Raw genomic sequence first — 22,150 nt, 5'->3', positions numbered from 1 at the left:
AACGAGCAGGATTAACAACGCGAGCATGGAATTGGCATGATATTGCCACCTATCCCACATTAGTCTAATGCACTACCGAACCATGGTTGCATCCACTTGCGTTACACGGACATTCGCAATCTCCTCCGTCGGATTGTCCGCCCTGAATCCTTGAGACTTAGGCAACGCCAGCACCGCATTGGGAATGTCTGCAATCAGACTCGTACCTTCCTGACGAAACTTTGTCGCATCCACCTGTAACGGTCTGCCCTCTGCGGTTTCCAGATTGATCTCCAGCCCTGTGTCAGTGCGATTGAGTTTGATATTGGTGATCTGTGCTGTTGCGGCTTCCACCTGCGCCAGCCATTCTTTAACACTGGTTACCGGACGCTGAAGGTCGCGCACGCGGGGGATTTGACTCCCTGCCCAACCAGGTTGAGCCATCAACATTAATGCTCCCTGAGTCATGCCTCCAGCTAGCGCGATTAGCGCAAGGCGCAACTCCAAAGGAACCGTCAAACCTAGCCCGTTGAAAACCTTCCGCTTCATGCTTGCTCCTCGCCCACAAAAGTGCTCTCTTGACTGAACTTAATCAGAAGTATTCTCAAGAACAATAAGTGGGAAGCCAGCCACTTCGCTAGCCATTTTGATGCTGAAACGGACTTTTTAGCGCCCGAGACGGACTTTTTTGGGGAGATGAGAAATTACGGTCGCCAGTCTACTGGCTCCTCAAACATTTCGGTCTCAGAGAAAGGACAGGATTGAGGTAGTTGTTTGGGGTCGAGGGGTGTTTCCCGATCCACTAGGTTGAGCCCCTTTTCGTAACCAACCTCAATGGCTTCGAGCAGATAGGGCTTCAAGCTGGGGTTCTCCTTGAGGTGGCGGCGAATCTCCTGCCGCTGCTCCTGAATGGTTGCCCGCCAACTCTTAGATCGCGCCTCTGGTTGATAGTGCCACTTGAGCAGATGCCCCAGCAGCACTCCCAATCGATTTCGCAGTTCTTGTCGCTCCTGCCTCCCCAACGATTCCATCTCCTCCACTAGGTTTTCGATATCAAGTTCTCCTAAGCGACCCGATCGCAGTAGCTCAACCTGGCGCTGCGTCCAAGCGTAAAAGTCTTGGTCATAGAGAGTAGTCGTTTGCATGGGCAACACTGCGCTAGGTTCACTTTATTCTATCCAAAACCTACTAAAAAGTAAGCCTGAATGCCGCTCTCAGATGACGGCAACCGAATCAGATCTCCTTTCGCGATTGCAGTTGATAAGTCTTCGGATTTACCCCAAACTTTTTCCGAAAGGCTGAGGCAAATCGACTGCGATCGCCATAGCCAACCATTTTTGCCACCTGTTCAATAGAAATCTCTGAATCCATTAGCAATTGCTGTGCCCGTTCCAAGCGACAGTCACGCAAGTAACCAAACGCCGTCGTATTAAACACCTGATGGAACCCTTGTTTGAGTTTGCGATCGTTCAATCCCACTTGCCGTGCTAAATCAAGCAGCGACGGTGGATTATCTAAATTCTGAATCAGAATCTCCCTAGCCTGGTGAATACAGTCAACATCGCGCGATCGCAACGCACCATAGGAACAAGCTGCCACTGGCTGTTCTATCACTTGCATCAACTGCAATGCCATCAATTCCAACACTTTGCCTTCTAGATACAGCCGTTTAAACCCTCCTTGATACGGACATTGCAAAATTTGCTGTAATGTAACTTGCATTGATGGTGTGATAGTTCCAGCCAATTTAGTTAAATCATGCACTCCCTTCATGATCGGTTTCAATGCTGGAGGTAATTGTTCTAATTGACCGATGATTAGGTCTTCAAATAGATCAGGAGCAATTGAAATATCAACACTTACTAATCGCTCTCCTGTTGGAAATTCCAGATTTTCTTCAGGTGCGATACAGCTTCCGGTCAATACTGTATGCCCTGGATCAACATAGGCTCCACAATCGCAGTAGTAGTTTCCAGCAAGATGAAAGGATGCACCTACAGACCACTGACAAACAGGACTTTTCAGGATCAAATCTTGCTGAGTCACCCGATCATCCGTTGACAGTTCCATGCCGGGACGAAGTTGAATGCTCTGGCGATATCCTTTTGCAAGCTGTGGCGGGTACTCGCAAATGGTTTCAAACTCGTTCGATCGGTAGGAAATTTCACCATTTTGGATCGCTTCCTCAAACAAAGCCTCGTAGTCTTGGTTAGAGAGGATGATAGTCATGGCTAACTGTGTCAGAGTCGTATAAAAACTTCTAGAGTATAGAACTTATTAAAATAGTTTCTCAATAGTTTAGACCTTGTTAAATTCCACAACAGTCATGAAATTTGACCACAATCGGTAAAAAAGAGAAAACAAGGTACACTCTGAAATTGGGAGTTTGAGGGAAGTAAGGCGTTATGGTGTCTGTCGTTGACTCACTGGCTCAATCAGCCATTATCGAACGTCCAGCCGTGGTAGAAACTTATGAGTTACGCAAAGCTTATCGCACTGGGTTTTGGCTCAATCAAAAAGTTGAGTCGCTCAAAAGCTGCACGCTGAGAGTGTTTCAAGGTGAAACGTTTGGCTTGCTAGGACCCAATGGCGCAGGCAAAACGACGTTGTTGAAAACGCTGCTAGGAATTGTGCGTCCTTCTAGTGGAAAAGCTTTGCTGCTGGGCAACCCGATTGGCGATCGCGCTACTAGGCAGCGAGTCGGCTATCTATCCGAAAATGCTTACTTTTATGACTATCTAACTGGTTGGGAAATACTGCAATTTACCGCAGGCTTGTTTGGTATTCCCGCCTCGATTCAACGCCAGCGCATTCCCGAACTGCTGGACTTGGTAGGATTGGCGCAATCGTCGGCAAAACGTAAACAGTTACGTCAATATTCAAAAGGAATGCTGCAACGAATTGGCATGGCGCAAGCACTGATCAATGAACCAGAGTTGGTGTTTTTGGATGAACCCATGTCTGGACTTGATCCAATGGGACGCTTCCAAATTCGCGAGATTATCCTATCGTTGAAGTCCCAAGGAAAAACCATCTTTTTTAATAGTCATATTCTGTCGGATGTGGAGCTAATTTGCGATCGCGTCGCCATTCTTGCCCAAGGAAACCTGATTTGCATGGGGTCTTTAGACGAACTTTTGGGCACTTCTGAGGCTTATCACGCCAAAGTCAAAGGGGGCAACCCAGATGTGCTAAAAAATCGCCTTGCGAACCTAGAGTTTAAAGATGGCTGTTGGCAAGGGCAAGTGCTTGGCAATCCTCAAGATTTTCTCGCCAGTCTAACGCTGATGGGCGCTCAGTTATTGGATATGCATCTCGCTCGTCCTTCCCTGGAAGAGTTTTTTGTCCACCAACTCCATGAGCAAGGAATTCGATACAGTAGCTAGCTGCTATTCAAACCCTCCGCGCTGTTGCTTCAGATAATTTACGACCTGTTTCTTTTGCTGTGGATTCAGCACACTCATAATGTCACCCGCAGATTTTTTAGCAATTTCCGCGATTTTCTTTTTTTGATCAGGGTTCAACCCCAAAGCAGCCATGGTTTCTGAAGTATTCTTGCCAGACTTACGAGCCGCTTCAAATTTGGCTTTTTGGTCGCTAGTCAACACTCGATTCATCTCAGTTGTACGATTTTTCCGAAAGGTCGAAATTTTCTGTTTTTGAGCAGACGTTAGCTTCAACTGCTCTATCAAAGACGCGGCTCCGGCGGCTTGCTTCGGGCTTGAGGCTGGTGCTTCTTGGGCGTTGGCGTAGCCTCTCCAGTGAAGAATCGCAGAATCTACTCGTGTCGCTTGGATTGCCACAGGAATTCCTAACAGCGCTATTCCAGCAATGAGTGATGCGTGTTGGGCAATGGAAATCGTCATGGAATCAAGCTCCTTGGGTTCGGTTTAGTCATGCCCCTATCTTTGTAACTCAAAACACAATCCATGTGCCAGATGAACACACCGGATAAGCTATAGATAGGTCTTAACATTTAGACAAAGTAGCCACTGTTTTGACCCAGTTACTACCGACCTATGGTTATCTCTAAAAGATTGACGATCAAAAAATTGTCAATAAAAAAACTGGGGCGCTAGGATTCGAACCTAGGAATGGCGAGACCAAAACCCGCTGCCTTACCACTTGGCGACGCCCCAACATGCATACTTAAACAGCGCACATTGGTTACTATAACAGGTTGCGGCGAAGGATTGTCAACATTTGCCAATCAAATTTTAGAGAAAATAGTGTGTACTAATTTTACTGGGTGCCAATAGGCAACGATTTCAATCACTGCCCCTTGCCTGAAGGTGTATTCTTAAGCAAATTGCTAGTTCTGCAATCAAAGCTACTGGGTGACTAACCCGTAGTTTTGTAGAATGCACTGAAAACACGTTGGACTTGAACCTGTGACTTTTTACGACTATGAACCAGGGGATTTTTACGACGAGCTATTTGAAGCCAAGGGAAAACCTCGCCCCGACGCGGTGCCGCTGATTGAGCGGATTCACACGCTGGGCATGGAGGAAGTGATTCGTCGGCAACAAGCGGCTCAAGTGGCTTTATTTAAGCTAGGCGTGACGTTTAATGTTTATAGTGATGGTCGTGGCACTGAGCGCATTATGCCGTTTGACCTGATCCCTCGGATTTTGTCTGCCGATGAGTGGCTGATCCTGGAAAAAGGCTTAAAGCAGCGGATCACTGCGCTCAACCTATTTTTGGCAGATGTCTATGGCGATCAAAAGATTTTGAAGGATGGGATTGTTCCCTCTGAGATTGTTTTCTCAGCGAGTGGTTTTTTGAAGCCGTGTATCGGCTTGCATCCGCCTAAAGGCATTTGGTGCCACATTACCGGAACCGATTTGGTGCGCGATCGCTCTGGTCAGTGGTATGTGCTGGAAGATAATCTGCGCTGTCCTTCGGGGGTCTCTTATGTCCTAGAAAATCGACGGGTGATGAAAAATACCTTTCCTGTCGTGTTCGACACGATGAATATTCAGCCTGTTGAGGAGTATGCTAGCTATCTCCTCGAAACCCTGCTCAATCTTGCGCCTGAGCATTTACCCGATCCGACGGTTGTGGTGCTGACTCCCGGAATTTATAACTCTGCTTACTTTGAACATTCCTTTTTGGCGCAGCAAATGGGGGTAGAACTGGTGGAAGGGCGCGATTTGGTGATTGCCGACGGCTATTTGCAAATGCGAACTACCAAAGGATTGCAGCGTGTTGATGTGATCTATCGGCGAATTGATGATGATTTCATCGATCCCAAGGCGTTTCGGGCAGATTCATTATTGGGCGTACCCGGTTTGATGGAGGTGTATCGCTCTGGCAAGGTGGCGATCGCGAATGCACTTGGAACTGGCGTTGCCGATGATAAAGTAATTTACTCCTACGTTCCCGCCATGATCCAGTATTACTTAGGCGAAGAGCCAATTTTGGCAAATGTTCCGACCTACTTATGTTGGGAACCGAGCCAGCAAAGCCATGTCTTAGAAAATTTGGACAAACTGGTAGTCAAAGCCGCAAATGAATCGGGTGGATATGGCATGTTGATCGGTCCGCACTCGACGCTAGAGCAGCAAGAAGATTTTGCTCAGCGAATCAAGGCATCCCCACGCAACTATATCGCCCAGCCGACCCTATGTTTATCACGAGTGCCGACCCTATTAGATGGCGAGTTTGAGGGATGTCATGTGGATCTACGCCCCTACATCTTATATGGCAAAGACGTTTATGTGAATCCCGGTGGATTAACCCGCGTTGCCCTGCGGCGAGGATCGTTAGTGGTTAACTCATCGCAAGGCGGCGGCAGTAAAGATACTTGGGTTGTCTATAAATAGGGAAAGTAAGGGAATCGTATGCTCAGTCGTGTTGCAAATTCGATTTATTGGCTGACTCGCTCTGTTGAGCGGGCGGAGAATGTAGCTCGTTTTATTGAAGTCAATCTTAACTTGTTGCTGGATGCGCCATCCGGCGGCACTCAATGGGAGCCGATTGTGTTGACTACAGGCGATTTGCCCTTGTTTCAAAAGCGCTATGGCGAAGCAACTGGGGCAAAGGTCACCCAGTTTTTGGCATTTGATGAAGATTATGCCAATTCCATTTTGTCGTGCTTGAAATCAGCGCGTGAGAATGCGCGATCGGTGCGGGAAGTGATTTCTTCGGAAATGTGGCAGCAGGTCAACTCGTTTTATCTGATGGTGATTGAAGCGGCTCAATCGCACACGTTAATGAATGATATTTCAGCCGTTCTCAGCTTTTTTGAGGAAGTCAAGCTGCAAAGTCATCTGTTTGCAGGCGTGATGGATGCCACCATGACCCACAATGAGGGCTGGCATTTTGGTCAAATTGGACGGTTGATTGAGCGTGCTGATAAGACTGCCCGAATTTTGGACGTGAAATATTACATTTTGCTGCCCTCCGTCAAAGATGTGGGTAGCACCTTAGATGAACTGCAATGGATCGCCTTGCTAAAATCTGCTAGCGCCTATGAAATGTATCGAAAACAAGGACAACATCGGATTTCGCCCAAAGGGGTCGCCGAATTTTTGATCTTAGATCGAGAGTTTCCGCGATCGGTGCGATGGTGTGTTTTAGAAGCTGAGCGATCGCTGCATCATATCACCGGCACCCCCATTGGCAGCGGACGCATCTCTGTTGAGCGATCGCTAGGACGACTGCGTGCCGACTTAGACTACATCACCATTGATGAAATCGTCAGCGTTGGGCTACACGAATATTTAGAGAGCCTTCAAAGCCGCATGAACGACGTAGGCGACAAGATTTTTGAAACCTTCTTTGCCCTAGAGCCAGCCGCGTAGCAGAAGCCCTCACCCTAGCCCTCACCCCAAGGAGAGGGGACACGAGTTCTAGCTTCCTTCTCCCTAGAGAGAAGGGTTGGGGATGAGGGCAAGCAACGCCAAAACACGCTTTTCCTTCTGCCCTTTCCCCTTAAACTTGTGCGTTATCAAATCGAACACACCACCGACTATATTTATCAGCAGGCAGTGAGCTTGCAGCCCCATGTCGTGCGGTTGCGTCCCCGCAGTGATGGCTGTCAAACCTTGCATTCTTTTACGATTACCGTCACTCCCCAACCCAAACAGCAGACCCAAATCATCGATTTAGATGGCAATTCACTGATCAAACTGTGGTTTGATTCCACGCCAACCGAATCGCTGGTGATTCAAACTGGTGCCGATGTGGAAACATTTCGCCTCAATCCGTTTGATTACTTTTTGGAGGCTTGGGCAGTTAGCCTGCCGGCAGATTATCCAGCATCGCTATTGGTGCAGTTGCAGCCTTATCTGCTGGGGCAACAGCCCGGATACACCAGTTCAATTGATCCGATCGCTGCCCAGTTTGCCCAAGATCTCTGGGTTCAAACTAATGGAGAGCCGCTCAATTTCCTGTCTCAGTTAAATCAGCAGGTTTATCAAGGGTGTCAATATCAGATTCGGGAAACGGGCGATCCCCTGCCTGCCGGAACTACCTGGAAGCAGCGATCGGGGACATGCCGAGATTTTGCGGTGCTGTTTGTGGAGGTGTGTAGAGCGATCGGGCTAGCGGCACGGTTCGTTAGTGGCTATCAGGAGGGTGACCCAGACAATCCAGAGCGGCATCTCCATGCGTGGGCAGAAGTATATCTACCGGGCGGCGGCTGGCGGGGATATGATCCCACCCAGGGGTTAGCGGTGAGCGATCGCCATATTGCCTTGGTTGCCAGTGCCTCATCTCGATATACTGCGCCCGTGGCTGGCTCATTTACTCCCGGTGGAGTTCAATCCTCCATGAGCTATACGTTGGTGATTAAACCCTCCAATTAAACCGTCATCATTCGGCTGAACGCTCACGCCGCAGCCCTAGATCTCTCCTCGTGTTGGAGAGTTGGGAACCTCAAGATATTGATCCCAATCGACATCAGGCATCCGATTGAAGGCTTCATTTAGGGAGACTTCCCATAAACGGCGCATCTGGGAGAGATAGGGTGCTTCTAACTCTAGTCTCAGTTCATAGCGAATTTTGAAGGAATCTTTTTCATACATCACTAGGTTGATGGGCGGTCCGACTGAAATATTAGATTTCATGGTGGAGTCGATCGAAAGTAGCGCACATTTGGCAGCGGCTTCTAAGGTGGTTTCAAAGCTGAGGATGCGATCGAGAATGGGTTTGCCATATTTTGCTTCACCAATTTGCAGAAATGGCGTATCTTTAGAAGCCTGAATGCAGTTTCCTTGGCTATAGATGAGAAATAGCCCTGGTGCCTTGCCTTGAATTTGTCCGCCTAACAAAAAGCTACATTGGAAGTCGATGCGATCTTTTTCAAGCCATTGACGGTCTTGCTCGCGTATTTGTCGAACTTTGCCGCCGATGTAACGGGCAATTTCATAGAGGCTATCCAAAGTATGAAGATTGACTTCAGCTTGGGTGTCAATATCTCGGTGCAGCAGGTTGAGGACTGCCTGAGTCATGGATAGGTTTCCGGCGGTGCAAAGCACGATCACGCGATCGCCGAGTCGAGAAAAGTTAAATAGCTTTTGGTGGGTTGAAACGTAGTCTACTCCGGCATTGGTGCGAGAGTCTACCGCCATAATCAAACCCGTGTCAGTAATAATTCCAAGGCAATAGGTCATGCAGCCAGCAAAAAACAATTCTTTCTGATTCTAAATCGGTTGGCAGAAACTGAGAAAAAAACTGCTGAGAAAAATTGGGCTATCTAGCAGCCCTCGCTCATTGAAGTGTTTTCTTGACCAGCGAGGCGGCTTCTTCTGGTTTTCCAGCGTAGGGAAACACTAACACCCCTTTAATTTTGGGGTTGCTAACGAGTTCTTTTAAGCGATGTAGCTGCTTCTCTGAAATCGCTACTCCAGCATAATTTTTGGCATACTCTAACTCTTGGCGAAAATTAGCATCGTTATAGACTTGAATAAAAACGCGATCGATCTGCCAGTTTTGCCAATCAGCCGCAAAATAGCGCTTACCCCAATAGGGATTGTGGTGACACAGATCGAAGCTAACCGCTGGATTCGCTTGCTTAATCCCCGATCGCAGTTGCCTAACAAAACTAGTTAAACGAGCCGTGCGATCAATTTTTCCAGGAAGAGCAGCATGATATCCTAAATAGTCGTCCCACTGAACCGCATCAATGGTGGGATATTTCCGCACAAATTCGACTGAAATTTTTTTGAATAAATTAGCAACTTCTGGGATCTCAACGTCCAAAACATAATGATCAATCCCAGCGTAAGTTTTATCTACTCCAGGCACGATCCATCGTTTAGAGATTGCCAAGTCAAAAATTGGGCTGTTCTTATCGATTTTTATCCCTTTCTCAAAATAGGCATGAACCTGCATTCCTTGCTGATGCGCTTCATCAATCAACCAATCTAACCATTGATCTTGAAACTGATTTGGGCAACTTTTATATCCAAACGTTTGCTGCATAACCTGGCTGTTATACATCGTGCAGCCATTACCCCACACCCCATGAATGATGGTATTCATGCCTTGTTTGCGATAATAACGAACGCGATCGCGGATCATTTGTTCGCTAGCGTTATTTGTGACTTGATACCGACTTAGATAAATCCCTCTGATTGCCTTTTTCTCCCAGCGGGATTGAGATAACGATTTTACAGGAGATTTGGGTAAGGGTACTGGCGATTTGGGTTGTGATATTCCCGTTGGCAGGCTTTGCTGTGAAGGAGACTGAATGACAGCTACGCGCTGACTTGGCGTAGGAATCACAATCGGAGCGGTGGCAATTGAAGCGGTGGGTTGTTGAGCCGGCGGAGTTTGACGATTCGGCAGAAGCTTACTGATAGCATCAGGTAAAAACTTTTTAATGCCTAAATCATTGAGATGGGTTAAGCTCCAATACCCAACGCCTAACACAATGATGAGAAATGAAATTGGAATGCTCGAACATCCACATCCAGAGTTTTCTTTTTTAGGCGGCATGGCAGCATGAATGACTGTTCATTGATTATGGCGGTCTTTATCTTTTTACCTGTATTAGCTCCAAGCGAACCACAAGGAATACACTGTAATTCAGCATCCTATCAACTACCCTAATACTTCACTGGGCGATCACTCCGTTCCGGGCTAGTTTAATAGTCGTTAAAAACCCTCCGCGATCGCCGCTATGAGGCAAAAGGGAGGGTTTAACTGATGCATTTAGCTACTAATGTAGTTAGCTGCTAAAACTAATGCTGTGATGCAGGGTCAGCAATATAACGGAAGTTCGGCTCCGAGTTCCACGGACCACGCTCATCTTTGCCACCGTTAGAAGACAAATTATAGTAAATGTCCACTGTTTCATCAGGCTGAACGTTCCCAAAAAACGGATCATCCAACTTGCCCAAGGAATTAAGCGCTTCCATAAACATCTTTGTGTGAGAAATCTCGCGAGTCAACAAATGCACTAATGCTTCTTTGGTTCCTTCATCAGGAGCTAACTTGATTAATGCCTCATAGGTTTGGCGTGCGCCAGCTTCAGCGGCAATATTAGCCCTCAAGTCACGAACAACATCGCCCCCTTCATTGAGGTAGTTAGCAGTCCAAGCATTGCCTTGACTATCGAGAAAATGAGGTCCCATACCCCGAACAGCAAAGAGAGTACTTTTATAAGCATCTGTTTGATCAACGTTTTTGGTGTGACCTTCAATCATTTTGCCCACCATTTCTAAGTGACCAAATTCTTCGATCGCAATATCTTGAAGCATGTCCTTAATACCAGCATTTTCAACATGAAAAGACTGTACCCAATATTGCAGGGCGGCTGAAAGCTCCCCAGTTGCGCCGCCAAATTGCTCCAGCAATAGTTGAGCAAAACGGGGGTGCGCCTCTTTGATATTCACTGTATGAATGACATCTTTCTTGTGAAAAAACATGTGCCTCTCCTAGAATAATTGGCTATGCCAAGTTGAATCAAATTTTGTGCAAGTCAATATGTTGAGTCTTGCGAAACGCATCAATCTTTGGACTGTAGGTTAGGTTACATAGAATACAAAATTAAGCATTTCTAACGCTTCTAAGCCTGGATGATTTACCTTTCTTAGAAGTAAACAAGTAAACAGCTTGATGCTGTTGCCCTTAAAGTGATAGAAATACATTCCTGTACCTACGTCCTATTAGTCTTACTGATGGTCGCTTCTTCCGAAAAATCCGATTGGAAGCAAAGCAGTCCATTGATAGTACATTTGTGGATTCTCCCTTACCTGTCCCTCAAGAGAGAGTTCTTAGATCGATCTTCTACTTAAAAAGATGAGGTGCAACTGGTTACACTGGCTAGAATCCCCTACCAGTGAGATGCCTCTTGGAATGAATGATGTCTAATGGGTATAAAAATGCAGTGTGAAATCCATAGTGCTACCCGCTTGATCAATCCTTGTATATTGAAAAGTATGTTGAGAAGCGTAACAAAATCACTAATAGATTCGCGCATTAACGAGGAAAGCGTAAAATCGAGAAAAATTAATGCTTAAAGAACTAGCTGTGGTAACTTCTCCAACTTCCTATTTGCAGACATTAGACAAAGATGAGGCGATCGCGTTTGTGGCTTCTCTTCAAAAAGTGAAAGAGCATCTAACCCACGAACTTCAATGGATCACTGCACAAGCAGAGCAAAAAACTACTCAACTTCAAGGGATTGAGGCAATTCTGATTGAGGCAGTCACTCTTGGGTTGATTTCCAAATTGCCAATCGATGAGGTATCGGCTGATGGCGCAGCCTCCAATGCTAGCCCGACTAGCCTATCAATTGAGGTGCCATTGTCTAGCTCCAACGGTAGTGCTACGCCTACTGATAGTAACCTAATAGATCCAGAGAATGAGTTGATAGCGGCATCTACTTCAAAGAGCGATCGCCGTAAAGGAGCCAGTCCAAAATCAAAATCGGCGGCTCAAAGTTCTACTGCCCAAAAGCCACGAACATTGAAAGCAAAATCAACCAGCACGGCGAAAAAATCCACTAATAAAGCAAATCAGTCGGCAAAATCTCCCGACTTGAAGCATTTTGTGAGAGTAGAGTTTCAAGAGCAATCGTTTACAGATGCAGTGTCTCAAATCTTAGAGACATCGGGTGAGCCGATCGGATTAAGCGATGTGATTGCTAAGCTATACGGTGATCTTTCTAATCAAGATTATCAACGAGCAAAAATTTCATTGACCAATGTTCTCTCAACGGGCAAAAACAAGGGAAAGTGGAAGAGTATTGGTCGGGGAATGTATGCTAGCAATGCGGTAGCCGCTTCTCTCTGATTTGCCAGAGTAAGGCTAGGTGCGGTTTACATCGCGATCGCTCCCAAGCACCTATGAGCTTAGCAACTAAAAATCTGACATCAAGATCGTACCAGTGTTTGTAGCCGAAACACTGGTGCCGATTTACTACGTTTCTAATTAATTGGGCGATCGACTGAATCGTGGTCGATGCTGGCTTGTACCGTTCTAAATCTAGTCTCGGCGAATAACTTGCTTTAGGTGTTAGATAATTTCAATCTGCATCATTTCAAGTTGCATAATTTCAATAGATACTTTAGATAAGTTAGGAGGTTTTTACATTTCCATTACCCGCTAGAGAATGAAGAGAACGAAGATGAATTATCAGATTTTGAGCAGCCTATGGATAGCAACCGTCAGTGTTGGCATTTTACCCGCGTTAGCCCAGGCAACTCCAACCGCAAATGGTTTTGAGAACCCGTCTGGTATGACAGTTCGCCGTAGTCTGCAACTGATAGCGCAGGGTAGACAGCCGATTTACCTCCAAGTACCGCAGGCGCAAATTCAAGAGTTGCGATCGCTGGGAATGCGGGTTGCAATGCCAATTAATGTCCCCTCTGGAATGAAGCTTACTGCCATCACTGGGCGCTCTGATCCTCGGTTTGGGCGGAGCTATTTGTTGGTTTATCGAGGGAGTTCTAAGTGTTTTGCGGTAGAAGGAACCAGTGGTGGAATCGGCGGTATTCCTGCGGGCACGGCGGGTAGCTTTAAGGTACAAAATCCTGCCATGGGCAAGGGCGCGATCGAAGTCAATAAGCCGGGTGGACCTGCGCCGCTGCTAATTGGGCAGTGGATGAGCCGCGGTCCGTTCTATCGAGTTGTGGGTGCAAACTATACGGCGGATGGACTGGGATCTGATTTAGCAAATTGTCAGGATTTGCCCGTAAAAGAAGTGGTGGCAGTGTCCGAGTCTCTACGTTTTCTAGATCTAGAGCCTGCAACCCTAGCAAAATTGCCCCCTAATACTGTTCAGGCGCTTGATGCAAACTCACCGAGTTCGGGAGGCAAGGGCTATCCTAGCAATCAAGAATTAACCCAATTTAAACGCAATTTGAAGTCGGGTGCCTATGGTAAAGGAACATCATTGGCGGCGATCGATCTCACTCAGCGGCAAGCATTTCAGGCAACGATAGCCAAATCAAACCCAACGATCGCGAAATTTATTGGGGCTTGGTCAACAGGCGAGCGGGTCTATTACGTCTACCCATCCAAAGTAAAAAGCCGAGTTTGTGTAGTGACGGACTCTGGAAACAACGGCAGACTAGAGTTTTCCAACGGTACTGCAATTAGTCGCGAATTAAGCTATCAAAGTAACGCCATGTACTGGGTTGATCAAACTGATGTGCTTGCGTCTAGAGATGCAGGTGGGACACTCTACCCAATTTTTCCAGCATCTAGTGCGCCTAGTCTCAACGATCTGGCTAGCTTTGATTATGGATTTCGCAATGCAGAATGCTCAACGCAACTTCCTGGCATGATGGGGGCTGGGCAATAGTGCTAGAAGGGTTGGGGTAGAGTTTCGAGCTTCGAGCTTCGAGCTTCGAGCTTCGATCTCTGAATCAGTAGTTCGGATGTCCGAGAGAACCTACCGCCGCTAGTACCGCCAAGAGTTTTGCTTCATCAGCTTGAATGCCAAGTGGATTGAGGCAGCAATAGCGAGTGATGCTAGGTGCATTGGGGCGATGGACTGCTCGTTTTTCCCAAAAGCGGCAAAGCGACCTACGGGTTGGATTGGCTTTACAACGGGAGGCAGAGCCGGACTGAGAAGGGCTTAGAAATTTCAGTGATAGCGGTGACTGATTCGGGCAGTTTTTGTGAAAATGCTGAAAACCCTTGCCATGCCATCAATTTTGACCCTCACCCTAAATCCCTCTCCTGTAGGATATGTTGAGTCTTGCGAAACGCATCAATCTAACGAAACGCACCAATCCGAAAAAATAATGCGTTTTGCTACACCAACACATCCTAAGAAGGTGCAAATTTCAGAGCTAAAAATTATCGAACAAACTTAGGCATCACCTCAGCCGCCGTGAATACGCCATGCAGTCCTCGGCGATGCAGTTCAACCCCTGCCTTGAGATAGCCAAAAGCGGGACCACAAACATTTGCTGCCATGCTGGTTTCATCCCCTAGGGTAAACGTATGAGTGGATAGTTTTCCTTCAAAGGTGCGCCCTGTCACGCGAACATTCGTGCTGAGTGGTTTTTTGGGATTGCGAGTATCGACAATGCCGCCCACCGTGACCCGATCGCGATCGCAAATTCCTGCCAACTCCAGCATCACATCATCCGCATGTTCCATATCTTCTAAAGTCAATAGCCCGTTTGTCTGGGCTAGAAGGGCTGCTACTTCAACATCGGTCATCGCTCTAGCGGCTTCCACGTCATATCCTGGCATGTGGGCAATATCTTCTCGAATCGTTGCGCGATAAGCTTCCCAGTTAGCAATACCTACGCCAAAAGTGATTTGAACAGCGTGAACCTCGCTGAAGCTTTGGGCTGCCAGTGCCGCCGCCGCAGTAAGCAAGCCCGGTGTGGCACCACAACCCGTCATATAAGTAATCCCACAGGCTTTTAAGTCATCTGATAATGACAACAATTGTTCCACCGCACTGGTTCGTTTCATCGCATCGACGAGTACTCCTTGCCAGCCTGCTTCCATAAATTGCTGGACAACGGATGTCATAAAGGTATTGGGCAAGTTGGGTAGTGCCAAAAAGTAGCCTTCAACATCACTAGCGCGGTGAATCAGTTCGTGAATGCTGTTGTCGCTCAAGCTGCCATGATCTAAGTAGCCAATAGAGTCGTGTGACAGACAGACAGCAATACTGGTGTCGGCATGTAAGCCATGGGGATTGTGAGCATAGCCCTTTTGATCGGCGATCGCGACCAGTTTCATTTCTGTTTTGAGAGCTAATACTCGACTAGCGGCTTGCCCCAAACCACCAAATCCTAGTATCCCCACCCGAATCGGTGCCCCTAGTGGATTATGTGAATTATTAGGTGATGCGAGTTCTTGTGTCATGTATTGCTGAGCCATTTTTTACTTGCTACCCAAAATAAACAGACTCTCATTATCCAACTGAATCTCGCCGATTATCCATCTCATGGCAGAGCAACCCCCTGACAGCAGCCTGTAGATTATTAACATGTCTTACAAAAAATTACTGAGAATTAAATTGATAGGGTGCTTGAGTTGAGATAATTTTTTGGATTTTGACTTGACTGCACTTTTAAGTTAAGAGAAACTGACAATAACTGAGTCATTACCTACAATATTCATAATTTTTGTTAAGTTTTACAATTCACTGGTTCAGGTTTATTTCCTAGCCTTAATTTAGTTAATAAGCATTTTATGCACTGAACAATTCTTGCTGTGGTGAGGGTTTGGCTAAATCTTAGGAACAGCAGTATATCCTTAGTGGACTAAAGCATGGAAACTCTAGAGTTTATTATTTATCCAGATGGTCGTGTGCAAGAAACAGTAACCGGGATTGTAGGTGCGTCTTGTGCTGAGGTGACTGCTGCGATCGAAGCTCAGCTAGGTCAGGTTTTAAGCCAAGAGATGACTTCTGAATATTTCGCTCAAAAAGTGGAACAGTCGGCTGTTACTCATACTCGTTCCACCGTTAGCGAATGGTAGTTTTTGCCAAGCTACAAATTTTTGAATTTTTTCCAGTTGTATCGTTTATAAAAATCGCCATGTCACACTTTAGTCAAATTAAAACCCAAATTCGGAATCTTCCTGCTTTAGAAAAAGCTTTAACTGACCTTGAAATTGATTGGCAACCTGGACCGCAAGCGGTGTCTGGTTATCGTGGGCAAACTCACACGGCGGATGTGGCGATCGCCCAAGCCAACGGCTACGATATCGGTTTTAGCTGGAATGGCAGTGAATATGAATTAGTCGCTGATTTGCAATTTTGGAACCAACCCATCCCGGTCGAACTGTTTCTCAGCAAAATCACTCAGCGTTATGCTTTCCAAACTGTGTTAAACGAAACCGCTCAACAAGGTTTCCAGGTATCTGACCAACAGCAAAACGGTGATGGCTCCATCCGGTTAGTTTTGCAACGCTGGAGTGCATAGCTTTTTACAATAAAACTTTTGAAAGCGAAGCATTTTGGATGAATCGTTCGTTTGGCGATCGCTCTAAACCAGTGCTTCGCTTTCACTTTGTCTTTAGTCGAATGGATAGAGAGTGTGGTCATATGGATGATTTAACCAGTAGTGTAGGCGCGTTCGACGAGTTAAATCGCTCAGGGCTAGAACCTGAACTCGGTGGCTCTTTAAGAAATGAGTCAGGATTGACTGGACTAGAACCTGAACTGGGTGGAGTCTTACGGCAAAAAGGGGTCTATGTCGATGAAATCACCTGTATTGGCTGTAAGCACTGTGCCCATGTTGCTCGAAACACCTTTTATATAGAGCCAGATTACGGGCGATCGCGGGTGATTAGTCAAGACAGCGACTCGGAAGCAGTGATTCAAGAAGCGATTGATACTTGCCCTGTAGACTGCATTCACTGGTTAGACTATACCGAATTGAAGCAGCGCGAGGAAGAACGAGTTTATCAAGTCATTCCAGTGGTAGGGTTTCCGATTGATCATGGCTCAGTCCGCCGTCAGACCAAGGCTAAGAAGAAAAAGATCGTAAGAGAGAGCAATCTTTAATTTTTGGCATTGCTGAATCTGGGGATGAAATTTGTAGGGGCAATCCCCTGTGGTTGCCCTCCACCTACGCCAGGGTAAACATAAGACCTCCACCTACAGTCAGAAATCATACTTGCATTCAGCAGCGCCTAATTTTTTAGGGTGTATACCTATTTTCGCCAATGGCACAAAGACAAAAGTGGATAGCAGCAATTCTCATTTTAGGAAAACGCTGTTCAAGTTTGCAAAATGTCGGGATGGTAAGAATATCTAAATGACCAGAGAGCCAGAACCGTTGAGAGCGCGGGGATTATTTGACACGATAGTAAGTTCTTTCCACCAAGTGCTGTCATTGCTACCGGACAAACGCATGGGCAAGAATGTCGGCTAACAGGGAGATGTAGAGCCGACGACGATCGCAGAAGACATTACCGAATCAGAATCAATGGCAAGTAATTACAAAGGCGATCGCACTACGAACGAGAACTGGCTGTCCCCTCTGCGCCTGCTTCAGATGGAGCAGTTGAGCCATCATCTGTTTCAATCATGCTAGAACCTTGCTTCTCAACGGGAGGAGCATTATAGTACTGCCATTTCCAATTCTGAATCTCAGGCATGTCTTCGCCGTATGTAGTGATGTATTGTTTGTGTTCCGTTAGCTTGTTACGAATGATCTGCTTGATATAGGCTCCACGGTTTCCCAGTCTACTAACGCGATCAATTACATCATTTGCCAGATGGAAGCGATCGAGATCATTGACAACCACCATGTCGAAAGGAGTCGTTGTTGTTCCTTCTTCTTTGTATCCGCGGACATGTAGATTCTGGTGATTCGTGCGACGGTAGGTGAGCCGATGAATTAGCCAGGGATAGCCATGAAACGCGAAAATGACGGGTTTATCGGTGGTGAAGATAGAATCAAAGTCGCGATCGGATAACCCATGAGGATGCTCAGTATTGGGCTGAAGCGTCATTAGGTCAACAATGTTGACAACCCGAATTTTTAACTCTGGCAAGTGGCAACGCAAAAAGTCAACCGCAGCCAGCGTTTCTAGGGTCGGGACATCCCCTGCACACGCCATGACCACATCTGGTTCACTGCCTTTGTCGTTGCTTGCCCACTCCCAAATTCCAACACCGGTCGTGCAGTGTTTAATTGCGGCATCCATATCTAACCACTGCAATTCGGGTTGTTTCCCAGCAATGATCACGTTGACGTACTGACGACTCCGCAGGCAATGATCGGTGACTGAGAGCAGTGTATTAGCGTCCGGTGGCAAGTAAACTCGGATCACTTTTGCTTTCTTGTTTGTCACCACGTCGATAAAGCCCGGGTCTTGATGACTAAAGCCATTGTGATCCTGTCGCCACACATGTGAGGTGAGTAAATAATTAAGAGAAGCGATCGCTCTGCGCCAGGGAATATCAATGCAACTTTCTAACCACTTGGCGTGCTGATTAAACATGGAATCCACAATATGGATAAATGCCTCATAGCAAGAGAAGAAGCCATGCCGTCCGGTCAGGAGATAGCCTTCCAACCACCCCTGACACATGTGTTCGCTCAACACTTCCATGACCCGACCATCGGGAGCGACATGATCATCGGTCGGTAAAATTTCAGCCGTAGAGGTGCGATCTGTGACTTCAAGAATGGCGTTGAGACGATTCGAGTTATTCTCATCCGGACTCATGACTCGAAAATTGCGGCTATCCAAATTTTGTTTCATCACGTCCCGGAGAAATTGACCTAAAATGCGCGTCGATTCTGCCATTTCAGCACCGGGATCTGCAACTTCAACCGCATAGTGACGAAAGTCCGGCAGTCTGAGATCTTTGAGCAATAAACCACCGTTGGCATGAGGATTTGCGCCCATCCGACGCTCACCCCTTGGAGCTAGCTCTCCTAATTCAGGCATTAACTTGCCATTTTGATCGAATAACTCTTCTGGCTTATAGCTTTTCATCCAGGTTCCCAGCAACTTCACATGCTCTGGATTGCTTGCCATTTCGGAAAAAGGCACCTGATGAGATCGCCAGTAATCTTCAGTTTTCTTGCCGTCTACCTCCTTCGGACCCGTCCAGCCTTTGGGCGATCGCAAAATAATCATGGGAAACCGGGAACGTTTTGTAAAACCATGTATCCGGGCTTCTCGTTGAATACTTTGAATGTCTGCGATCGCGGAATCTAACGTACTTGCCATCAACTGATGCATTGTTTCCGGGTCAGATCCCTCAACAAAATAAGGCTTATACCCATATCCAACAAACAAACTTTCAAGTTCCTCATGAGGCAACCGCGCCAACACGGTTGGATTGGCAATCTTATAGCCGTTCAAGTGTAAAATGGGTAAAACAGCCCCATCGTAAACAGGATTGAGAAACTTGTTCGAGTGCCAACTAGTTGCCAACGGTCCAGTCTCTGCTTCTCCATCCCCAATTACGCAAGCGACAATCAAATCAGGATTATCAAAAGCGGCTCCATAGGCATGAACCAGCGAGTATCCCAGTTCGCCTCCTTCATGAATTGAACCGGGCGTTTCGGGTGCTGCATGACTGGGAATGCCACCGGGAAAGGAAAACTGATTGAACAGTTGCTTCATCCCCAATGCATCTTGCGTCACGGCAGGATAAAGTTCGCTGTAAGTGCCTTCTAAGTAAGTGTTTGCCACCATTCCTGGACCACCATGTCCTGGACCTGCAATGTAGATCATATTCAGGTCTTGGGATGTAATGATGCGGTTGAGGTGAGCGTAGAGGAAATTTAATCCTGGCGTTGTGCCCCAGTGTCCTAATAACCTGGGTTTAATGTGTTCCAACCTGAGTGGTTCTTGCAGGAGTGGATTGTCGAGTAAATAAATCTGCCCAACCGAAAGATAGTTCGCAGCACACCAGTAGGCATGAATTTTGCGAAGCTCGTCTGCATTCAGAGGTTGCTGTTTGGCTGGAGTTGCTACTGTCATAATAGGTTTCAACTGAGGTTAACTTAAATGGACAATCTTGAACAAATCCACTTGATCTGACACTCAAATCAATAGAAATCTGTCTTCACTCTAACTTCCAGTAAGCACTGCTTTACACTCTAGTAAACAAAACAGTGAATCAACTTTCCTCAGCTAAAAGAAGGAGGAATGAATCCGTTAATTTTCAATCACGAGTGCGGATGAACATATTGACCTATGGGCTTGCGATTACTTGGGGATAATTAAGATGCCACCGCTGCGCTCTAACACGGCATATTTTATCTGCTCCATCCGTTCTAATTCCTGTGATTCTCGTGCAGCCATTAAAATATCATCACCACCGACACGAGCCTTCTTCATTTGCTCACGCAGGGGGGGGCATCTGAGACAATCACAAGAGGAACACCATCTAGCATCTTTCCAACATATGGCGATCGCCGTTTCCACAACGAGAATAAAATATCAACTCCAACCAGAGTGATGATGACTGAAAATGAATTAGTTAGTGAATTATCATCACCCAGGAGAGCATTTTGAGTGGCTTCACTGACGATAATTAGCAAAATCAGATCAAATGTTGTGGTTTGCATCAGCGATCGCTGTCCCACAACCCGAAATAAAACCAGCAGAAATACATAAACAACAACAGCACGAACCACTGAACCCATCACTCTTTCTCCAAATTAAGGATAAATCCATTGCCCAAATTCCAGCGATGGTTCTGTATCAAGCCCTATCTCTCCGTTTACCCATCCCATTTGCTCTGGTTCAAGATCAATCGTTACTGAAATGGGTTGACTCGATTGCGAAGTGAGAAAGCGGTAAACATAGGAATCAGGTTGAGCGATCGTCTGTTCCGGTTGAGGCGAAATATGGATAATTTGAAATTGCTCTAAATAGTCGTGACTCATTTGAATTTGTACGATGCGATTACCAGTTTGAGCGGTTCCATCAGAGCTACTGGTTGGAATGGCACGAATTTGAAGACGAGTAGGGGCGTGGGTCGAATCAGGAGATCGTACTCTAGCTGGAGTGATAGAGTTGGTGTTGTGGTTGTAGTTGCACTCAGCCATCCAGGTACAAGCAACCCAAGTAGTCCCGCTAGTATAAACAGTGCAATTACAATCCAACTGATTCGTTGAACTTGCCACGATCGCCGTTGAAATGCAGGATCATGAGTAATTTGCAAATCACCAATATGCTTTAGGGCTTTCATTGTGGTTTATTTGCAGTCAACGCTCTAGCATAGGAGCGCAAATTCTAAAAACCATGACTCGAAAGAGAGACTTCATTAGGTCAATAAGTGATCGCACCCAGTAAACTCAACCAGATCAACAACAGAGGACTTCATCGCATAGATCTCTAATTGAGCTTCTGGCAGTGCTTCAAATAAAAGCCGCTCCCCTGGGAAAACAACGCGCTCAAAATACCAATCGGGAATGTTTGCTATTCGAGCGATCTTGATCTTGTGAGTAGCATTGATGTAGCAACAGAGAATTTGATTGGTACTATTGGTAGATAAGCTATCTAAAATCTGAGTCATTGTATAGGGCTTTTAGAGAGTTAGATCTAAGTCTTGTTTAAATAGAAGTCTTGTTTAAATAGAAGTCTTGTTTAAATAGAAGTCTTGTTTAAATAGAAATATTTTGCATACAAGATACTCTTGATGCCTTCTGCTAAAACCAAAAAACATCAAGAGTGAATTGTGAGAGTGTTAGTTTTTAACGTTGTTGTGATCTGTGATCGGCTCATCAGAACCAGGTTTGGGAGCTTCTGGTTTTGCGGCTGAAACCGTAGCATTAATGGTGACATTTTGCACACCACTGATTTCTTTGGTCAACGGCTCAATCTTTTGCAGTTGCGCTTCATTAACCACTGATCCAGTGACGGTGACGGCTCCATCGTTGGCATCGATCGCTAACGCACTAGCAGGTAGATTAGCTTCTAGTTTGGAGCGCACCTGACTCTCGATATCACCATCAGTTTTGACACTTTTATCACCCATCGCCTGATTGCGCTGCTCCCGCGCCCGAATATCAGAATTCAGTTGCTTCCGGCGCATCTCGCTAGTTGCATCATTTTGATTTGTTTGAGCAACTGGTTTATCCACGTTTTCTGTTGCTGCATCGGTAGAACTAGGGGCTTCACTGCTAGTTTTTGCAACATTGTTACAGGCAGCAACGCTCAAAGCTAAGAGGCTACTGAGCAGAAAAAAGATTGGTTTGTTCATGGCTGTGTTGTTGATTGAAAGGGTGGGTAGTAGGGTTCGATAGCAAAGCCTGATAGAACTTTG

The 22,150-nt window shown here is 46.3% G+C and carries 23 protein-coding genes and 1 tRNA gene; 9 read left to right on the top strand and 15 right to left on the bottom strand.

Annotated features, from left to right (window positions below):
• Positions 1-72: 72 nt before the first annotated feature.
• The 3 genes from AB3R30_RS20465 to AB3R30_RS20455 form a co-directional block, all read right to left on the bottom strand.
• On the bottom strand, positions 73-528 hold the full coding sequence (locus AB3R30_RS20465) for an AMIN domain-containing protein (protein WP_458651066.1): 456 nt from the start codon (positions 526-528) through the stop codon (positions 73-75).
• A 155-nt stretch (positions 529-683) separates the two neighbouring features.
• Positions 684-1,124 (bottom strand): DUF29 domain-containing protein, encoded by a 441-nt coding sequence (locus AB3R30_RS20460; protein WP_458651065.1) that lies wholly within the window; start codon positions 1,122-1,124, stop codon positions 684-686.
• Between the two features lie 88 nt (positions 1,125-1,212).
• Entirely contained in the window at positions 1,213-2,208 is a 996-nt protein-coding gene (locus tag AB3R30_RS20455) for a helix-turn-helix transcriptional regulator (RefSeq protein WP_458651064.1), read from the bottom strand.
• Positions 2,209-2,384: 176 nt separating this feature from the next.
• On the opposite strand from AB3R30_RS20455, the gene AB3R30_RS20450 reads away from it, so the two are divergent.
• Positions 2,385-3,365, top strand: coding sequence for an ABC transporter ATP-binding protein (locus AB3R30_RS20450; RefSeq protein WP_458651063.1), 981 nt, complete (start codon positions 2,385-2,387; stop codon positions 3,363-3,365).
• 3 nt (positions 3,366-3,368) lie between these two features.
• Here the strand turns inward: AB3R30_RS20450 and AB3R30_RS20445 are convergent, their stop codons facing one another.
• Together AB3R30_RS20445 and AB3R30_RS20440 are read right to left on the bottom strand one after the other, a co-directional pair.
• Complete coding sequence (locus tag AB3R30_RS20445) at positions 3,369-3,845, bottom strand: Spy/CpxP family protein refolding chaperone (RefSeq protein ID WP_458651062.1); 477 nt, start codon at positions 3,843-3,845, stop codon at positions 3,369-3,371.
• A 201-nt stretch (positions 3,846-4,046) separates the two neighbouring features.
• Positions 4,047-4,118, bottom strand: a tRNA-Gln gene (locus AB3R30_RS20440).
• A gap of 252 nt (positions 4,119-4,370) precedes the next feature.
• Here AB3R30_RS20440 and AB3R30_RS20435 point away from each other — a divergent pair.
• From AB3R30_RS20435 to AB3R30_RS20425, 3 genes are all read left to right on the top strand, one after another.
• The gene (locus tag AB3R30_RS20435) at positions 4,371-5,804 is read left to right on the top strand and encodes a circularly permuted type 2 ATP-grasp protein (protein ID WP_458651061.1); all 1,434 of its coding nucleotides are present in this window, start codon (positions 4,371-4,373) and stop codon (positions 5,802-5,804) included.
• Between the two features lie 18 nt (positions 5,805-5,822).
• Positions 5,823-6,785 carry an alpha-E domain-containing protein gene (locus AB3R30_RS20430; protein WP_458651060.1) on the top strand — a complete coding sequence of 321 codons (963 nt, stop codon included), beginning with the start codon at positions 5,823-5,825 and terminating at the stop codon, positions 6,783-6,785.
• A gap of 138 nt (positions 6,786-6,923) precedes the next feature.
• The gene (locus tag AB3R30_RS20425; protein ID WP_458651059.1) at positions 6,924-7,790 is read left to right on the top strand and encodes a transglutaminase family protein; all 867 of its coding nucleotides are present in this window, start codon (positions 6,924-6,926) and stop codon (positions 7,788-7,790) included.
• A 36-nt stretch (positions 7,791-7,826) separates the two neighbouring features.
• Here the strand turns inward: AB3R30_RS20425 and AB3R30_RS20420 are convergent, their stop codons facing one another.
• From AB3R30_RS20420 to AB3R30_RS20410, 3 genes are all read right to left on the bottom strand, one after another.
• A complete protein-coding gene (locus AB3R30_RS20420; protein WP_458651058.1) occupies positions 7,827-8,597 on the bottom strand; it encodes a peptidase in 771 nt (256 codons plus the stop codon).
• Between the two features lie 97 nt (positions 8,598-8,694).
• Complete coding sequence (locus AB3R30_RS20415; protein ID WP_458651057.1) at positions 8,695-9,924, bottom strand: family 10 glycosylhydrolase; 1,230 nt, start codon at positions 9,922-9,924, stop codon at positions 8,695-8,697.
• A gap of 245 nt (positions 9,925-10,169) precedes the next feature.
• Positions 10,170-10,856 (bottom strand): manganese catalase family protein, encoded by a 687-nt coding sequence (locus AB3R30_RS20410; RefSeq protein ID WP_458651056.1) that lies wholly within the window; start codon positions 10,854-10,856, stop codon positions 10,170-10,172.
• Between the two features lie 586 nt (positions 10,857-11,442).
• On the opposite strand from AB3R30_RS20410, the gene AB3R30_RS20405 reads away from it, so the two are divergent.
• Both AB3R30_RS20405 and AB3R30_RS20400 read left to right on the top strand, forming a co-directional pair.
• On the top strand, positions 11,443-12,225 hold the full coding sequence (locus AB3R30_RS20405) for a hypothetical protein (RefSeq protein WP_458651055.1): 783 nt from the start codon (positions 11,443-11,445) through the stop codon (positions 12,223-12,225).
• 334 nt (positions 12,226-12,559) lie between these two features.
• Positions 12,560-13,738 carry a hypothetical protein gene (locus tag AB3R30_RS20400; protein WP_458651054.1) on the top strand — a complete coding sequence of 393 codons (1,179 nt, stop codon included), beginning with the start codon at positions 12,560-12,562 and terminating at the stop codon, positions 13,736-13,738.
• 500 nt (positions 13,739-14,238) lie between these two features.
• Here AB3R30_RS20400 and bioU read toward each other — a convergent pair whose 3' ends face one another.
• Positions 14,239-15,282: a (S)-8-amino-7-oxononanoate synthase BioU gene (gene bioU, locus AB3R30_RS20395; RefSeq protein ID WP_458651053.1), complete on the bottom strand. Its 1,044-nt coding sequence runs from the start codon at positions 15,280-15,282 to the stop codon at positions 14,239-14,241.
• 393 nt (positions 15,283-15,675) lie between these two features.
• On the opposite strand from bioU, the gene AB3R30_RS20390 reads away from it, so the two are divergent.
• The 3 genes from AB3R30_RS20390 to AB3R30_RS20380 are packed head-to-tail and all read left to right on the top strand — an operon-like array spanning position 15,676 to position 16,915.
• Positions 15,676-15,885: a DUF2997 domain-containing protein gene (locus tag AB3R30_RS20390; protein WP_458651052.1), complete on the top strand. Its 210-nt coding sequence runs from the start codon at positions 15,676-15,678 to the stop codon at positions 15,883-15,885.
• Positions 15,886-15,944: 59 nt separating this feature from the next.
• Entirely contained in the window at positions 15,945-16,331 is a 387-nt protein-coding gene (locus AB3R30_RS20385; RefSeq protein ID WP_458651051.1) for a DUF1257 domain-containing protein, read from the top strand.
• 38 nt (positions 16,332-16,369) lie between these two features.
• Positions 16,370-16,915 (top strand): ferredoxin, encoded by a 546-nt coding sequence (locus AB3R30_RS20380; RefSeq protein ID WP_458651050.1) that lies wholly within the window; start codon positions 16,370-16,372, stop codon positions 16,913-16,915.
• 452 nt (positions 16,916-17,367) lie between these two features.
• Here AB3R30_RS20380 and AB3R30_RS20375 read toward each other — a convergent pair whose 3' ends face one another.
• The 6 genes from AB3R30_RS20375 to AB3R30_RS20350 all read right to left on the bottom strand — a co-directional run bounded on the left by AB3R30_RS20375 (position 17,368) and on the right by AB3R30_RS20350 (position 22,087).
• Positions 17,368-19,857 (bottom strand): phosphoketolase family protein, encoded by a 2,490-nt coding sequence (locus AB3R30_RS20375; protein ID WP_458651049.1) that lies wholly within the window; start codon positions 19,855-19,857, stop codon positions 17,368-17,370.
• Positions 19,858-20,085: 228 nt separating this feature from the next.
• Positions 20,086-20,217 (bottom strand): hypothetical protein, encoded by a 132-nt coding sequence (locus tag AB3R30_RS20370; RefSeq protein ID WP_458651048.1) that lies wholly within the window; start codon positions 20,215-20,217, stop codon positions 20,086-20,088.
• The gene (locus tag AB3R30_RS20365) at positions 20,214-20,525 is read right to left on the bottom strand and encodes a DUF421 domain-containing protein (protein WP_458651047.1); all 312 of its coding nucleotides are present in this window, start codon (positions 20,523-20,525) and stop codon (positions 20,214-20,216) included. The genes AB3R30_RS20370 and AB3R30_RS20365 overlap by 4 nt, the downstream gene beginning before the upstream one ends.
• Positions 20,526-20,540: 15 nt before the next feature.
• Positions 20,541-20,930: a hypothetical protein gene (locus AB3R30_RS20360; RefSeq protein ID WP_458651046.1), complete on the bottom strand. Its 390-nt coding sequence runs from the start codon at positions 20,928-20,930 to the stop codon at positions 20,541-20,543.
• A gap of 218 nt (positions 20,931-21,148) precedes the next feature.
• The gene (locus AB3R30_RS20355; RefSeq protein ID WP_458651045.1) at positions 21,149-21,400 is read right to left on the bottom strand and encodes a DUF1830 domain-containing protein; all 252 of its coding nucleotides are present in this window, start codon (positions 21,398-21,400) and stop codon (positions 21,149-21,151) included.
• Positions 21,401-21,571: 171 nt separating this feature from the next.
• Positions 21,572-22,087, bottom strand: coding sequence for a BON domain-containing protein (locus AB3R30_RS20350; protein WP_458651044.1), 516 nt, complete (start codon positions 22,085-22,087; stop codon positions 21,572-21,574).
• Positions 22,088-22,150: the final 63 nt, after the last annotated feature.

The organism is Sivoneniella epilithica UHCC 1019, assembly GCF_040830845.1.
Classification (GTDB): Bacteria; Cyanobacteriota; Cyanobacteriia; order Leptolyngbyales; family Leptolyngbyaceae; genus ULC077BIN1.
This window is presented reverse-complemented; position numbering and strand designations above follow the sequence as displayed.

Bases quoted from the DNA above. Each gene is read 5' to 3' on its own strand.
- AB3R30_RS20450 (WP_458651063.1), top strand. From the start codon at position 2,385: ATGGTGTCTGTCGTTGACTCACTGGCTCAATCAGCCATTATCGAACGT.
- AB3R30_RS20455 (WP_458651064.1), bottom strand. From the start codon at position 2,208: ATGACTATCATCCTCTCTAACCAAGACTACGAGGCTTTGTTTGAGGAA.
- AB3R30_RS20355 (WP_458651045.1), bottom strand. From the start codon at position 21,400: ATGACTCAGATTTTAGATAGCTTATCTACCAATAGTACCAATCAAATT.
- AB3R30_RS20390 (WP_458651052.1), top strand. From the start codon at position 15,676: ATGGAAACTCTAGAGTTTATTATTTATCCAGATGGTCGTGTGCAAGAA.
- bioU (WP_458651053.1), bottom strand. From the start codon at position 15,282: ATGGCTCAGCAATACATGACACAAGAACTCGCATCACCTAATAATTCA.
- AB3R30_RS20410 (WP_458651056.1), bottom strand. From the start codon at position 10,856: ATGTTTTTTCACAAGAAAGATGTCATTCATACAGTGAATATCAAAGAG.
- AB3R30_RS20465 (WP_458651066.1), bottom strand. From the start codon at position 528: ATGAAGCGGAAGGTTTTCAACGGGCTAGGTTTGACGGTTCCTTTGGAG.
- AB3R30_RS20360 (WP_458651046.1), bottom strand. From the start codon at position 20,930: ATGGCTGAGTGCAACTACAACCACAACACCAACTCTATCACTCCAGCT.
- AB3R30_RS20380 (WP_458651050.1), top strand. From the start codon at position 16,370: ATGAATCGTTCGTTTGGCGATCGCTCTAAACCAGTGCTTCGCTTTCAC.
- AB3R30_RS20370 (WP_458651048.1), bottom strand. From the start codon at position 20,217: ATGAAGAAGGCTCGTGTCGGTGGTGATGATATTTTAATGGCTGCACGA.
- AB3R30_RS20375 (WP_458651049.1), bottom strand. From the start codon at position 19,857: ATGACAGTAGCAACTCCAGCCAAACAGCAACCTCTGAATGCAGACGAG.
- AB3R30_RS20365 (WP_458651047.1), bottom strand. From the start codon at position 20,525: ATGGGTTCAGTGGTTCGTGCTGTTGTTGTTTATGTATTTCTGCTGGTT.
- AB3R30_RS20445 (WP_458651062.1), bottom strand. From the start codon at position 3,845: ATGACGATTTCCATTGCCCAACACGCATCACTCATTGCTGGAATAGCG.
- AB3R30_RS20400 (WP_458651054.1), top strand. From the start codon at position 12,560: ATGAATTATCAGATTTTGAGCAGCCTATGGATAGCAACCGTCAGTGTT.
- AB3R30_RS20385 (WP_458651051.1), top strand. From the start codon at position 15,945: ATGTCACACTTTAGTCAAATTAAAACCCAAATTCGGAATCTTCCTGCT.
- AB3R30_RS20420 (WP_458651058.1), bottom strand. From the start codon at position 8,597: ATGACCTATTGCCTTGGAATTATTACTGACACGGGTTTGATTATGGCG.
- AB3R30_RS20415 (WP_458651057.1), bottom strand. From the start codon at position 9,924: ATGCCGCCTAAAAAAGAAAACTCTGGATGTGGATGTTCGAGCATTCCA.
- AB3R30_RS20405 (WP_458651055.1), top strand. From the start codon at position 11,443: ATGCTTAAAGAACTAGCTGTGGTAACTTCTCCAACTTCCTATTTGCAG.
- AB3R30_RS20460 (WP_458651065.1), bottom strand. From the start codon at position 1,124: ATGCAAACGACTACTCTCTATGACCAAGACTTTTACGCTTGGACGCAG.
- AB3R30_RS20430 (WP_458651060.1), top strand. From the start codon at position 5,823: ATGCTCAGTCGTGTTGCAAATTCGATTTATTGGCTGACTCGCTCTGTT.
- AB3R30_RS20350 (WP_458651044.1), bottom strand. From the start codon at position 22,087: ATGAACAAACCAATCTTTTTTCTGCTCAGTAGCCTCTTAGCTTTGAGC.